Here is a 13,486-nt window from a genome sequence, read left to right on the forward strand (position 1 = left end):
AGATTTAAATGGGTACTTATTCTTTTATGGATGTTACGGCTTCTCTCGTAGGGCCAACCGGCGTGATTGATTTGGGCGCCGGCAGCGCGAACGGGGACACCGGGATCAAAGTGGAAATGGCCACTACAAAAAATACCATGACCGTCGGCATTGACGGTGAAGTGATGCACAACCTCTCTCCGGCCAAAAACGGCTCCATCACCGTGACGTTGATGAAAACCTCACCGGTGAACAAAAAGCTGATGCAGGCCTATAACGCCCAAACGCTCTCTTCGTCACTCTGGGGTAAGAACACGATTGTCGTGCGTAATACGGCCTCCGGCGATCTGGTTTCGGCCAGCAGTGTGGCATTTTCTCAGCTTCCAGCGAACAGCAACGGCAAGGATGCGGGCACCATGGACTGGAAGTTTGACTGCGGCAAAATCGATCAGCTGCTCGGGGAGTTCTAAGCCATGGAAATTACCCTGAAAGCGGTGAACTACCGCATTGGCAAGCTCGGCGTTTTTGAGCAGCTTAGCGTAGCGCGCAAGCTGCTGCCGGTTCTGGCTGGCGTTGTCGGCGATTTTCGCAGCTTACAGGGTAAGGAGGGCGGAAACGCCCTCGAAACCATGCTGCCAAAAATTGCCCGCACCCTCGCCGACCTCAGCGATGAGGACTGCAATACCATTTTGTATCCCTGCCTCTCGGTCGTGACGCGCGAGCATATGAAGGGCTGGGTGCCGGTCTTTAGTCAGGGCGCTTTGTCCTTTGACGATATCGACCTGATGACGCTGCTGCAGCTGGTGGCCCGGGTGGTGGCCGATTCGCTGGGAAATTTTTTGCAAGAACTCCCCGGCAGCGAAAAATCGGCCCCGTCAGCGGCCTGATGCTGGAGACGCTGCCGGGTGGGGAAGACTATATTCTTCGCCCGGCGGAGGTCTTCGGCCTCAGCTGGCTGGATCTGAAAAGCGGCGCAGTGGATCTCTACGACATTGCGCTGATGAATGATTACCTCGAGATGCAGGCCGAGAATAAGGCCTGCGTCACACGCTGGAGAGAGGAAAATGAGCGCTAGCACACAGCTTGTTCCTTACGTCCCGATTCCAGATTTTTTTTATCAAGAAGACCTTAGCTCGCGAATTAACGCCGCTTTTGGGGAACTGGATAAAACAGTGAAAAAGGGAAAAGAAGAGGCGGCAAAAGCTGATTTTGAAAAACTCAGCAAAAGTTTCGAAAGCTTCAGTAATCGGGTGCTTTCTCCGCTAAATAAAGCGGGATCCTGGCTTGAAAAGCAGCTATCTGGCATAGAAAAGGATGCACAGGCGGCCCAATCTCTGAACGCTGATTTAGAGGCTTACAAGGCATTGCAATATGGAGCCAGCCAGTCAGGTGCTGACACTGGTGCGCTACAAAAGTCGATTAAAAACGTCAGTGACTACGTGAACGGTGACACTCTTCACGAGAGCCTTTTGAAAAGTCTTGGGGTAAAAACGCATGACGACGCTGGTTTAAAGCGGGATAACGCCGATATTTTCGCGCAGGTTGCCCGTTCTTTGGGGGCAGTGAACAGAGACAGCGCTGATTTCTATGCATTGAATCTGGGGATTGATGACGACACGCTGCATGCGATGCAGCGTGGATTAGGTCAGTTTGCCGAAGAGTATCAGGACCTCTCTTTCCGCATAGGCGGCAGCGCAGAGCAAAGTGCTGACCAGTCCGAAAAATTTATGCAGTCCTGGCGTAAAGCGGGCTCCGTGTTTGATTTGTTAGTGGCAAAATCAGGCGGCGATCTGGCAGAGAAATTGGCTGAGCCCGTCGCGAAACTGGCCGAAAACATGCTGGTTAAAGCGCCACAAATTGAACGAGTATTGGACAAAATTGGTGCCGTCGTTGAAAGATTTGCTGATATTTTCGTTGATGCGCTAAGCGGCACCGTCGACTGGGTTACCGACGTGATGGCCTGGTGGGATCGCCTTGACGAAGGTTCTCAAGGCTTAATCGGCGGTTTGGCAGGGCTAACCGCCGCCTGGCTGGTCCTGAACAGTGCATTTCTCGCTTCTCCTGTAGGTATTATCCTCTCGCTGGCTGCGGCCATTGGTCTGCTTTATAACGACTACCAGAAATGGAAAGCTGGGGAGGAGAGCTTTATTGATTGGGGGGATTGGGGGCCGGTGATTGAAATGGCTGCAGATACAATCGGCAGTCTTGCGAAAACCATAAAAGATCTCATTTTTGATATTGGTAGTCTGCTGGGCATCGATTTCAGCAAGTGGTCTATCAGCACTATCTTTAAAGGCCTTCTGGATAATTTTAATCAGTTGGGCGCCTCGCTAAGGCTGATTGGCGAGCTGATCAATGCGCTAAAAGAGGGAAACTGGGCAGAAGCAGCCAATATCGGCAAGTCACTGGTCGCTAACGGGCTTTTCCAGACTCCCGCAGCTAAAGCGTCGGAGGGTGTTGCCGACACTCTTAAAGAGAAGATCTCTGAGGGATGGAAAAAAGTCCAGGAGTGGTTTCCTGGAAAAGAGGGAAAGGGCGCTACTGGAACGTTATCAAATGTAGTCGACAACCTTAGCCAGCCCGATCCTGCTTCGATGCTGCTTCCCGCAGGTGTTGTTAACAATGAACGCCGGGCTGTTCAGAGTGATTTCTCTACGGCGAGCAACAGCACGACACATTCCCCAACCATTAACAGTAATGCCCACATTGTCGTGAATGGCGTATCTGACCCCTACCTGGCTGCGACGGAAACATCGCAACGGCTATTCAACGTTAACTCTCAGCTGGCACAGCACTATTCCGAGAGGATAAGCTAATGGATATTTTTGGCGCTTACTTTCAGCCGCGTACTACCCTCTCAGGTTTTCTGGTGCCAGATGTGGTGGTCAGCGAAGCCCATACGGATACGCTTAACATCGCCTCTCATCCCGTCGAGTTTGGCCCGAATATCAGCGATCATGCGTGGGTGATGCCCGGTGGCTTAACGATTGACTGTTTTTTTAAAGCAGGCGGTTCTTTGGTTGATTTTGCCAATACGACCGCGCTTGGCTCCTGGCTAAACGCAGGCCCTGGTCCGGCACAAATCTACCAGCAGCTGCTCGATCTGCAGACAAAAGCAGAACCCTTCAGGGTTATCACCCGTCGCCGCTCCTACGACAATATGCTGATCAAAACGCTCACGGTAACGACCGCTGCCAAATCGGAAAACATTCTTGGCTGCAAACTGTTGCTGGAGGAAGTGTTAATGACCGCCACGGAAGCGCGTGCTGCAGCCCCTAAAACCGAGATGGATGATGGGGTAACGACCGCTTCCGTTGGAAACAAGGGTGAAAAAGTGGTTACCACCCCCATGGGCTCGGCCAAAATTACGCCGCTCCAGCCAAAAACAAAATGAGGAGAGATGATGTCCATTGCAGAAATTCCTCTCAGCGCGGATAACCAGATATTTACGATTCAGCTCGGCGGGCAGACCCTACGTATGCGGCTGCTTTATCGGGATGCTGCGGGCTGGATCCTGGATATTCTTGATGCGGACAATCAGCCCATCGTGAACGGGATCCCGCTGGTGACCGGGGCTGATTTATTGGCTCCTTACGCCTGGCTTGGCTTTAGTGGAGGGTTATGGGTTGGCTGTGACGATGAGGCCCAGGATTACCCGAGCAAAACCGACCCTGGAAACGGCAGCCATCTTTACTTTGTGACGGCAGATTAAGGGGGGGAGATGAGTAATAACTGGTCCCGCCACTTTGAGCTTCAGCTTCTGAAGGAAGATGGCAGCGGCATTGCGCTTTCTGGCTTTAAGGTGACCTTTAAAGTTGACTGGCATACCGGCAGCTCGCCCAAAACGGCGGAAGTTAAAATCTATAACCTTGCGCCGGATAATGTGAATCGCATTGCGCAGAAGGAATACAGCAAAATCCGGCTGATCGCGGGCTATAACGGGTTAGAACCGGTTGTAAGCAGCAGTGAAGTGGGAAAAGTCAGGGTTGTTGAGCCAGCAGAATGGGGGCCGCGAGACGGCATGAACTTTGGGGTGATCTTTAGCGGTGACATCCGGATCTGGATGACAGGGCGAGAAGACGCCACGCCTGATGACTGGATTTTGATTCAGGCGATTGATGGCCATGAAGCGCTAATGTCTGCGACGCTCAGCGCAACGCTTGCTAAAGGCTACACGGTAAAAGATATGTACCAGCTTGCGGCGGGGGCGCTGAAACCCTTTTTGATCCTCCCCGGCAGGCTACCGCCATTTCCAGAAACACAGTTTCCCAGAGGGTATACCTTCCATGGCAAGGTCAGCCGTTACCTCGATCAAATAGGTAAGCTGTGTAAGGCAACCTGGAAGCTGTCGAATGACCGACTGGACTATTACAGCGCGGCTGAAAAAGTGCACCCACCCGTCAACCTTAATAGTCAGAGTGGCCTGATTGGGCGGCCTCAAACATCAACGAATGCAGGCGTAACCCTGACGTGCCTGATTAACCCCACAATTCAGCTCCACGGGCAGGTGAAGTTAGAGCAGAACAGGCTCTATAAGTCTGGACCGCTGACGGAGGAGAAATATACGCCTCCTTCCCCGGACGGTGTTTATGACATTTATGGCATTGCCTACACGGGAGATACCCGGGGAATAACTGGTATATGACCATGATGTGCTTCCCGGCTGGCAAACCTGTGGACAAGGTCGACGAAAAGTGGAAAGCAAGTCCGGCATCTAAACTACAAGCCTGAACCCGCATTTGCGGGTTTTTTTATCCCTGGAGGAATCATGGCTCTGACGACTTCGGCGCTCAGCGGTGAGCTGGCCGATACTCTCGCGGCCAGCCGGGCCGCATTAAGTAACGATCTACGGGTCGCGTTACCCGGCATTATTCAGTCTTTCGATCCTGTTTCTGTCACCTGTGAGGTTGCCCCCGCTATCCGAGGCGCCAGGACTGGCAGAGACGGAGAGGTCATCTCGGTAGCCTACCCGCTGCTGGTGGATGTGCCGGTTGTTTTCCCGCATGGCGGAGGCTGTTCGCTGACGTTTCCTCTTAAAAAGGGAGACGAATGTCTGGTCATTTTTGCCGATCGCGCTATCGACTTTTGGTGGCAGAGCGGAGGTATTCAGGAGCCGGTCGATCCCCGTCAGCACTCGCTTTCCGATGCTTTTGTGCTGCCCGGCCCGCAGTCGCAGGTAAAAAAAATCAGCGGTATCAGCGCAACAGCGGTTCAACTGCGCAGCGAAGACGGTAAAGCCTTCGTCGAACTGGATCCCGTCAGCCACGACATTTCGCTCGTGACGCCCGGTAAGCTGACCGCGACCGCAGCTGCTATCGATCTTACCGGCGAGGTGAATATCAAAGGCAACGTGACCGTGAGCGGTGATGTTGCGGCCAGCGGTATAAGCCTGACCAGGCACCAACACGGCGGCGTGCAGTCCGGCGGTTCAAATACGGGAGGTCCTGTATGAAATATCGCAGAGAGAGCAACACCGGCGATTACACCTTCGGCCAGGGAGAAAATACCTTTCTGGAAAACTCTCCTGAATGTGTGGCTCAGGCGGTCGGCACGCGGCTTAAGCTCTGGCAGGGGGAGTGGTTTTTGGATAAGCGTGCGGGAACACCTTATCGCCAGTCCGTTCTCGGTAAGCAGCAGGATGATACCTGGGTATTTATGCTGATTGACCGCGTAAGCCAGACTATGGGCGTAAAGTCCGTGCTGGAGGTGAGCGCCGCTCGCAATGAAAAACGCACCGTGACCTTTAACGCCACCATCGATACCGTTTACGGTCCCACCACTTTAAACAGCGAGGCATAAATGGCCCTCAATACTGAAACGCTGGGGTTATCGGCAACGGTAACTGCCCAGGGGATAACTGCGCCTGATTATCAGAGCCTTCTTGGGGTTTTGATGGATTCGTTCAGGCAAATCTACGGTGCTGACGCGTATCTGGAGCCGGACAGTAAAGATGGCCAGCTCATCTCTCTGGTAGCGCTGGCCATTCATGATGCCAACAATACGGCCGTTGCCGTTTACAACAGCTTCTCGCCGGCGACGGCGATGGGCCGTGCGCTATCGAGCAACGTTAAGATCAACGGTATTGTCAGGCGCGCCGCGACTTACTCGACGGTCGATCTGCTGCTGACTGGCGTTCCCGGTACGACTATAAGCAACGGTTCCGTCAGAGATAATAACGGCGGAGTGTGGTTGCTGCCTGATACGGTATCGATTGGCGTCGAGGGTACGGTAATAGCAACGGCAACCTGCTCCAGCAGCGGCGTGATGATCGCGCCTGCAGGCACTGTGACTGTTATGGGCACGCCAACTCGCGGCTGGACGGCGGTAATAAACCCTCAGGCAGCGACGCCGGGCGTTGCGGCAGAAACGGATGCTGAATTGCGTATCCGACAGTCGCAAAGCGTTGCTTTACCTGCACTTACGCCGTTTGAGGCGGTTGAAGGCGCCATTGCCAACGTTGCAGGCGTGACGCGGCATAAGCTCTACGAAAATGATACCGGGGCTGTAAACGTCAATGGTCTTCCTCCCCATTCAATTGCCGCGATTGTTGACGGCGGTGATGTGACGGAAATTGCCCAGACGCTGCGGGGAAAAAAGGGGCAGGGCGTTGCAACCTTCGGCTCTACATCTATTGTGGTGCCCGATCTGTATGGCAATCCCCATACCATTTCATTCTCACGGCCCGGTAATGTGCCGATTTACGTCAATATCGTACTTAAAGTTTTCACCGGCTACACGTCGCAGACCGGCGAGCAGATGAAGCAGGCGATCGCCGACTACATCAACGGTCTGGGAATAGGGGACAGCGTACTGCTAAGCCGTATTTATTCTCCGGCAAACCTTGGAGTGGTGAGCGGCGGCAAAGCTCGCTTCTACGACATCTCCGAATTAATGATCGGCAAATCATCTTCTGCTGTTGCGGCGGCTAACGTAAACATCGGCTACAGCGAAGCCGCCTCCTGCAGCGTGGAGAACATCAATATTACGGTGAGCGCATGAGTAAATATACCGGGCGTATTACCAGCTACCACGCAAGCAAGCCTCTGTTTTTTGCCCATGTCGATCTGAGTACCCGTCCCTTTATTGATACCTCTACCGCCACAGAAAGTTTGGTTAATGCGTTTGATATTGATACCGCGGTTGGGGTGCAGCTTGATGCGTTGGGGCAGTGGATCGGGCGGAGCCGGGTTATCGGCCAGTTTACTGCTCATGGTGGCAGTACAGGAGAGCCGGATGTTTATGTGACGCTCAGCGATGAAACCTACCGCGTTATTCTTAAAGCCAAAATAGCGATCAATAACTGGGATGGTCAAAACGACAGCCTTCCTTCCATTCTGGATGCTGCTACTGCAGGTTCGGGCCTGAGGATGCAGATCGTTGATAATCAAGATATGACGATTTCCGTTTGGGCTTTTCCTGTAAATGATATCTCTGAGGTTTCATCTGAGTTAATTGCCGCTATCAGACAAGGCTATTTGACTGTAAAAGCCTCCGGCATTTGGGCTGGAGATATTGAAACACCGTCTGTTGAGGTGCCTTCAGCTGGTAATAGATTTTTTGGCTTCGACATGGACAACCAATATATCGCCGGCTTTGATGACGGCGCCTGGGAGAGGAAACTCTAATGACTACTAATCAATTTAAGTCTTTTGCAAACGGGCCAACTGCAAATGTCATGGCCCAAAATGAGTGGGAAATATTGCCTGCGTTATCTTCTGGTTTTCAGTCAGGAAAAGCATCCAGTGCTCAGATTAATAAGGTACTGCGGCAAACGAGCTTTATTGCTTCAGCCGTTGCTCAGTACGTTGCCGAGCTTTCTGGCCGAGATGTAATGGATGATGGAGATATTGCCGCTTTCGTAGAGAAATTAAAAAGTGCTGGCAGTGCACAATTTCTTTCGATTGGTAAAAATCTTAATGAAATAGCCAGTAACGGCGCTGCCTCACAGGCTGAGGCGCGTAAGAGTCTCGGGCTAGGGTCATCTGCGACACAAAATAATGACGCTTTCCTGGCTGCAGGCAGCAATCTGTCTGACGTGCCGGATAAAGCGCATGCGAGGGCGAACCTGGGACTGGGATCGGCGGCTAGTCGTGACATACAGGAGAGTATTGATGATTTAACGATGGGTAAAGCCATTCTTAATGGCGGCGCACTAGCCGTTCGAAGCTCACGGGCGCAGGCTGGGACAGCAATTTCAAATACCAATAACTTGCCAGTCAATGCAGTTAGTTTCGTGTATTCAACAGCAGAAAATTCACCAGGATATGAAAGCTCTCTATTGAGCTGGGGAGGATTTGGTGGTGCATACGATGTTCAGCTTACAGCAAGTTATTCTCGCCCTGGGTTAGTGAAAATTAGAACAAAGAATAGCGATATTCCAGGAGGGGTATGGAGTAACTGGTCAAGTTTATATACGACAGAAAATAAACCAACAGCACAGGATACTGGCGCTGTCTCAATTACTGGGGGGGGATGTTGCTTATCTCAATAATGCCGATCATTATGCAACAAAGGACGGAGTTTGGCCTGGCGCTGGTGCGTTTGCAAACCAATTAGCCAATCGACAGGCATTGTTTTATTCAAGTGGCTATGTAGCCCCAAATACATCCAGTAGCTATGCGCCGTTGGTAAAGGCAACAGTTCAAACAGCTGACATTGGCTATCTTGCTGCTCTTAGCATGGGCGTTCTTACAACTGGGGCTAGCGATTTTCCTAAAATATGTTTTCATGCTCATGATGACCGAGGCGTAGATCATGTTTGGGTATTTGACACAAACAATGATGCATTTTATTCCGGTGGTCCTATTTCATCCGGTAACAGTATTCTTGCCGGGGCTGGTGTATATGAATCAGGGGGCGCGGTTCGCGTTTATTCACCTAATAACCCCCCACCACAACAAGATTTGTCGGCATACGCAACGTCCTCCTGGGTTTATCAAAACTTTGTTAATGACATTGACCATACCGCACCTGTAGAAGTCGCGTTTCGCGACGGGGCTAGCTATCCACGTGCTACGGATGGTGCATTTATGGCAAACCTGGCAATGGTGGGTGGTTCGTCAAACGTAGGTTGGTTCGTTATACGTTACACCAGAAAATTGGTTGGCGGTAACTGGTACATCATTGGTTAAAAATTAAGGGCGATATTATGCAAGAGTTTGGCAAGTTTACTCAGTATGTACCAGAGGATTCGGATAAACCCAAAACCATTGGTGTCAGCAATATCATGTATCTTCGTGATGATCTCGGAAACGACTGGTACGAAATACGGGAATTATTTTCAGAGAATACTTTAAAAATTGGCTTTGACGAATCAGGGCGGGTTCGGACTTTTACCACAAACATTGATGCGATGGTGCCCATTGATTTGAGCGTTGCGGAGTTAGAGGCAAACGATGAAAACCTCAAAATTGTATTGGGAGAGGATTGGTTTTATCGCGATGGCAAACTCAGACAAATTCGCGATTATGCTGCGATAGCTGCCTCTCAACGAGATCAACTTATGAATGAGGCTGGCCAGCGTATTGAATGGTTAAATGCTGCCGCTGAAGATAGTGATATTTCCGCTGATGAAAAGTCGGAACTAGAAGCCCTCAGAGCTTACCGCACTCAACTGCGTCGCCTGGATATTTCTCTGGCTCCCAATATCACGTGGCCAGAAAAGCCAGCACCATCCACTACGCTTTAATTTCTGTAACCTAAACCAGCTTCTTCACCAAAGCCTCGCTCTGGCGGATTCGCTCCGGAGCGTTTTCCAGATCCTGCTGAACCAGCGCCATAAACAGCAGGTCGGTCAGCATCATCTGGGCGCTGGTGGAGGAGATGGCTGCGCTGCGCGTGGCCTGTTCTTCTGCGATGGTATAGAGGCACAGGCTGGCGCGCTGCTGCAAAGCGTTAGGGGTGAACCCGGTAATGGCGAGTATTTTCGCCCCGGCATTCAACGCCTCGTCGGCTGCCAGATTTATCTCCCGGCGCTCGCCCGAATAGGAAATTGCGAGCAGCACGTCATCTGGCGTCATCGCCTGCACTGTTGCCAACAGGGCATGCATATCCTGCTCGGCGACGGCGTGAACGCCAATCTTCATTAGCTTCCACGAAAAATTCTTCGCAACCAGGCCAGATGCGCCTATCCCCACCAGCAGCACGCGCCGCGCATTGCGCAGCAGCGACACGCTCGCCAGCAGTTTCTCTTCCGCATTAATATCCAGCGTGGCATGCATCGCCGCGATATTCTCTTTGATCAATTTCTCCCCGACAAGTCTCAGCGGATCGTCACCTAAAATTTGGTTATGTAACGGCACTGAGTTAGGGTTTTGGCCGCTTGCCAGCGCTTCGCTGATGGCCAGTTTCATCGCCGGAAAACCTTTGAACCCGAGTTTCTGCGCGAACTTTACGACGCTGGACTGGCTGACCCCGGCCTCTTCTGCCAGCTGCTGTGAACTGAGATGGCGTGCACGATCGGGCTCGGCGAGCAGGAAGTCGGCCAGCTTGCGGTCACTTTGGGCCAGCATGGCGTAGCGGCTTCGAATGCGCAGTAAACAGTTCATTTCACCTCCGGGGCGGCAATTCTGGTAACGGCTTGCCATGATAAGCATTTGAGCGAATTATAAATTCTATTATAGAGCAATGTTACCGAATTAAATATTCTGATCTATGGCAGGCATCGGGCCAGGATTGCCCGCGGAAAACTGCAGGCTATCTGTTAGGCTTTAGGGGAGCATCGTTTTGTAAACGCGAGTCTTAAAGGAGCCCGCATTGACTATCCACAACCCGCGCCGCGTCGTCTTTTTTGATTTGGATGGCACCTTACACCAGCAGGATATGTTCGGCAGCTTTCTGTTTTATCTCCTGCGTCGCCTGCCGCTGAACGTGCCGTTGGTTATTATGTTGCTGCCGCTGATTGGCGGCATGATGCTGATCAAAGGCAGCGCTGCCCGACAGCCGATGAGCCTGCTGTTATGGGGTATCACGTTTGGGCGTAGCGAGGCCCGGCTTCAGCGGCTACAAAGCGAATTTGTCGTCTGGTTCCGGCAAAAGGTGAGGGCATTCCCCATCGTCCAGCAGCGCCTCACGGATTATCTACACAGCCCGGATGCTGACGTCTGGCTAATTACAGGTTCACCGCAGCCGCTGGTTGAGAAGGTCTATTCTGATACGCCGTGGCTGCCGGAGGTGAAGGTTATTGCCACCCAGATAGCGAGAGCTTACGGAGGATGGGTGGTCACCCTGCGCTGCCTCGGGCATGAGAAGGTGGTTCAGCTGGAGCTGCATATTGGCGCTCCTCTGAGGCTTTACAGCGGCTACAGCGACAGCCATCAGGATAATCCGTTGCTCTATTTCTGCGAGCACCGCTGGCGCGTCACTCCCCAGGGAGAGCTGCAGCAGCTTGAGTGAGGCCGTTTCGAATCCCTCAAGCGGTGTGTATAATGCGCCGCCCACTTATGCCGCGGAGAGCGTTGTGTCAGAGACTGAATTTACCCATGAACACTGGATGCGCCATGCCCTGACGCTTGCTCAGCGCGCGTGGGACGAAGGTGAAGTTCCCGTCGGCGCGGTGCTGGTGCATAACAACCAGGTCATTGGCGAAGGCTGGAACCGCCCTATTGGTCGCCACGATCCTACGGCTCATGCTGAAATTATGGCTCTGCGTCAGGGGGGACTGGTGCTGCAAAACTATCGTCTGCTTGATACCACGCTGTATGTCACTCTCGAGCCCTGCGTCATGTGCGCGGGAGCCATGGTTCATAGCCGAATTGGTCACTTAGTGTTTGGCGCACGTGATGCTAAAACTGGCGCTATCGGCTCGCTGCTGGATGTTCTCGGTCACCCAGGAATGAACCATCAGGTGCAGGTTATTGAAGGGGTGCTTGCGTCAGAGTGCTCAGCCATGTTGAGCGATTTTTTTCGCGCTCGTCGTCTTGAGAAAAAGGCCCTAAAGGAAAAGGCCCATAGGTCGGATTAGCCAGTTCTATCGGGGCGACCGCAGGATAGGCCTCGGCAAATTTGTCCGCCTGCGCCGCCTTTTTCTCTTTCTCCTGCAGATACCCTTCCAGACTTAGCTGATACTTGCGGATGTTTTCCACATACGCATAAGCCTCGTGCCCACGAGCATATCCATAGGTTGTTTTACTGTAATAAGGCTTAAGGCTCAGCAGCGGCAGGCGTGTTTTCACATCGGCCCAACTGTCGGGATTGCCTTTTTGTTTTGCGGTTAACTGGCGAGCATCAAGCATATGGGCATAGCCCATATTGTAGGCCGCCAGCGCGAACCAGATTCGCTCGTATTCCGGGACCGTGGTGGGCACCTTGCTCATCATATCTTTCAGATAACGGCTGCCGCCGCTGATGCTCTGTTCAGCGTCCAGCCTGTCGTTGATGCCAAGACTTTGGGCCGTATTCTTGGTCAACATCATCAGCCCGCGCACGCCGGTAGGCGAAGTGGCGTGAATATCCCAGTGGGACTCCTGATAGGAAATAGCGGCCAGCAGCGGCCAGTCGATTTCGTCGGCGTACTTTTCAAACAGCGGCTGAAGATCCGGCAGAACCGCATCCACCGCGTTCAGGAAGGTTCGGGTATCTACGTAATCAAAATCACCGATATGGCCAAGGTACTTTTCCTCAAGCCTTGCCAGCGTGCCGTTGCTGCTAATCTGATTATAGAAGTCGAGCAGGGCGGCGCTCATGCTGTCGTCGCCGTCACGTGCCGAAAACCAGGTGACGGGTTGCTCATCGGTCACGTCCAGGGCGACGGCCAGCTGAGGATGCACGCGCTGGAACAGGCTGATGGCGATGGAGTCAGAGATAGTGAAGGCGATATTGCTGTCCACCACCTGCTGCAGAAGCTGATTGCTGGTCTGTTTAGTATCAATGCTCCAGCTCAGGTCGGGGTACTGGCTCTCTTTCAACTTCTGAAGATCGCTCACTACCGCCTGGCCGGAAGAGAGCACCAGCTGAGAAGGCTTGACGCCGCCGAGCGACTTAGGACGCGTGCTGCCTACGCGGTAAACCATCTGCTGGGAAACTGAGTAATAGGTTGGCCCTGCCTGATAGTTGCTGCTGCGGCTTGAGTTGTACACCAGGCCTGCGGCAAGCAGGTCGGCTTTGTCATTGTCCAGGTCATCAAACAGCGCGTTGATGTTGGGTCGTACGACAACTTTTAGCTTCACGCCGAGATAGTCCGCAAACTCCCTGGCAAGTTCATAGTCAAGACCGGTCACTTTGCCGTTAACCATCGTCCAGGTGAGCGGGGATGAAATTGTACTGACGCGCAAAACCCCCCGCGCTTTGATCGCGGCGATACGGTTTTCGGCCTGACTGAAACCTGGAATGGAGGGCCATAATGCCACTGCCAGCAACAAGGTGACGATACCGATAAGCAGATAATTAATCTTTATTCTTTTCAAATAGATAACATTCTGCAGCAGGATAAGCCTTAGCCAACAATAAACATGATTTTTTTGAACCCCGTGAGTGAGTGAGGCGCATTTTGCGTAAGAAAGCGCCAGTA

Annotated in this window: 18 protein-coding genes; 16 read left to right on the forward strand and 2 right to left on the reverse strand. The window is 52.5% G+C overall.

Features of this window, described 5'->3' with window-relative positions; translation table 11 throughout:
• Positions 1–8 precede the first annotated feature (8 nt).
• The 14 genes from EL098_RS04600 to EL098_RS04665 all read left to right on the forward strand — a co-directional run bounded on the left by EL098_RS04600 (position 9) and on the right by EL098_RS04665 (position 9,667).
• The gene (locus EL098_RS04600; protein WP_126355141.1) at positions 9–449 is read left to right on the forward strand and encodes a phage structural protein; all 441 of its coding nucleotides are present in this window, start codon (positions 9–11) and stop codon (positions 447–449) included.
• A 3-nt stretch (positions 450–452) separates the two neighbouring features.
• Positions 453–866 (forward strand): phage tail assembly chaperone, encoded by a 414-nt coding sequence (locus EL098_RS04605; RefSeq protein ID WP_126355143.1) that lies wholly within the window; start codon positions 453–455, stop codon positions 864–866.
• Positions 866–1,054, forward strand: a complete 189-nt coding sequence (locus EL098_RS04610) for a DUF6889 family protein (protein WP_126355145.1) — start codon at positions 866–868, stop codon at positions 1,052–1,054. The genes EL098_RS04605 and EL098_RS04610 overlap by 1 nt, the downstream gene beginning before the upstream one ends.
• Entirely contained in the window at positions 1,044–2,795 is a 1,752-nt protein-coding gene (locus EL098_RS04615; RefSeq protein WP_126355147.1) for a phage tail tape measure protein, read from the forward strand. The genes EL098_RS04610 and EL098_RS04615 overlap by 11 nt, the downstream gene beginning before the upstream one ends.
• Positions 2,795–3,373, forward strand: a complete 579-nt coding sequence (locus tag EL098_RS04620; RefSeq protein WP_126355149.1) for a phage baseplate protein — start codon at positions 2,795–2,797, stop codon at positions 3,371–3,373. Before EL098_RS04615 ends, EL098_RS04620 begins: the two co-directional genes overlap by 1 nt.
• Positions 3,374–3,382: 9 nt before the next feature.
• Positions 3,383–3,691, forward strand: a complete 309-nt coding sequence (locus tag EL098_RS04625) for a phage baseplate plug family protein (RefSeq protein WP_126358354.1) — start codon at positions 3,383–3,385, stop codon at positions 3,689–3,691.
• Positions 3,692–3,700: 9 nt separating this feature from the next.
• On the forward strand, positions 3,701–4,624 hold the full coding sequence (locus tag EL098_RS04630; protein WP_232012318.1) for a hypothetical protein: 924 nt from the start codon (positions 3,701–3,703) through the stop codon (positions 4,622–4,624).
• Positions 4,625–4,747: 123 nt separating this feature from the next.
• Positions 4,748–5,431 (forward strand): Gp138 family membrane-puncturing spike protein, encoded by a 684-nt coding sequence (locus EL098_RS04635; RefSeq protein WP_126355151.1) that lies wholly within the window; start codon positions 4,748–4,750, stop codon positions 5,429–5,431.
• The gene (locus EL098_RS04640; RefSeq protein WP_126355153.1) at positions 5,428–5,778 is read left to right on the forward strand and encodes a hypothetical protein; all 351 of its coding nucleotides are present in this window, start codon (positions 5,428–5,430) and stop codon (positions 5,776–5,778) included. Before EL098_RS04635 ends, EL098_RS04640 begins: the two co-directional genes overlap by 4 nt.
• Positions 5,779–6,978: a baseplate J/gp47 family protein gene (locus EL098_RS04645; RefSeq protein WP_126355155.1), complete on the forward strand. Its 1,200-nt coding sequence runs from the start codon at positions 5,779–5,781 to the stop codon at positions 6,976–6,978.
• The gene (locus EL098_RS04650) at positions 6,975–7,604 is read left to right on the forward strand and encodes a DUF2612 domain-containing protein (RefSeq protein ID WP_126355157.1); all 630 of its coding nucleotides are present in this window, start codon (positions 6,975–6,977) and stop codon (positions 7,602–7,604) included. Before EL098_RS04645 ends, EL098_RS04650 begins: the two co-directional genes overlap by 4 nt.
• A complete protein-coding gene (locus tag EL098_RS04655; RefSeq protein ID WP_126355159.1) occupies positions 7,604–8,470 on the forward strand; it encodes a hypothetical protein in 867 nt (288 codons plus the stop codon). The genes EL098_RS04650 and EL098_RS04655 overlap by 1 nt, the downstream gene beginning before the upstream one ends.
• 133 nt (positions 8,471–8,603) lie before the next feature.
• On the forward strand, positions 8,604–9,110 hold the full coding sequence (locus tag EL098_RS04660) for a hypothetical protein (RefSeq protein ID WP_126355161.1): 507 nt from the start codon (positions 8,604–8,606) through the stop codon (positions 9,108–9,110).
• Between the two features lie 17 nt (positions 9,111–9,127).
• Entirely contained in the window at positions 9,128–9,667 is a 540-nt protein-coding gene (locus EL098_RS04665; protein WP_126355163.1) for a tail fiber assembly protein, read from the forward strand.
• A gap of 10 nt (positions 9,668–9,677) precedes the next feature.
• Here the strand turns inward: EL098_RS04665 and EL098_RS04670 are convergent, their stop codons facing one another.
• A complete protein-coding gene (locus EL098_RS04670; RefSeq protein ID WP_126355165.1) occupies positions 9,678–10,526 on the reverse strand; it encodes a MurR/RpiR family transcriptional regulator in 849 nt (282 codons plus the stop codon).
• A 214-nt stretch (positions 10,527–10,740) separates the two neighbouring features.
• On the opposite strand from EL098_RS04670, the gene yfhb reads away from it, so the two are divergent.
• Both yfhb and tadA read left to right on the forward strand, forming a co-directional pair.
• A complete protein-coding gene (yfhb, locus tag EL098_RS04675) occupies positions 10,741–11,373 on the forward strand; it encodes a phosphatidylglycerophosphatase C (RefSeq protein WP_197718555.1) in 633 nt (210 codons plus the stop codon).
• A 64-nt stretch (positions 11,374–11,437) separates the two neighbouring features.
• Entirely contained in the window at positions 11,438–11,941 is a 504-nt protein-coding gene (gene tadA / locus EL098_RS04680) for a tRNA adenosine(34) deaminase TadA (protein ID WP_126355169.1), read from the forward strand.
• On the opposite strand, the gene mltF is transcribed toward tadA, so the two are convergent.
• Positions 11,832–13,382 carry a membrane-bound lytic murein transglycosylase MltF gene (gene mltF / locus EL098_RS04685; RefSeq protein WP_126355172.1) on the reverse strand — a complete coding sequence of 517 codons (1,551 nt, stop codon included), beginning with the start codon at positions 13,380–13,382 and terminating at the stop codon, positions 11,832–11,834. The two genes, tadA and mltF, sit on opposite strands and share 110 nt — an antisense overlap.
• Positions 13,383–13,486: the final 104 nt, after the last annotated feature.

The organism is Cedecea lapagei, assembly GCF_900635955.1.
Taxonomy (GTDB): Bacteria; Pseudomonadota; Gammaproteobacteria; order Enterobacterales; family Enterobacteriaceae; genus Cedecea; species Cedecea lapagei.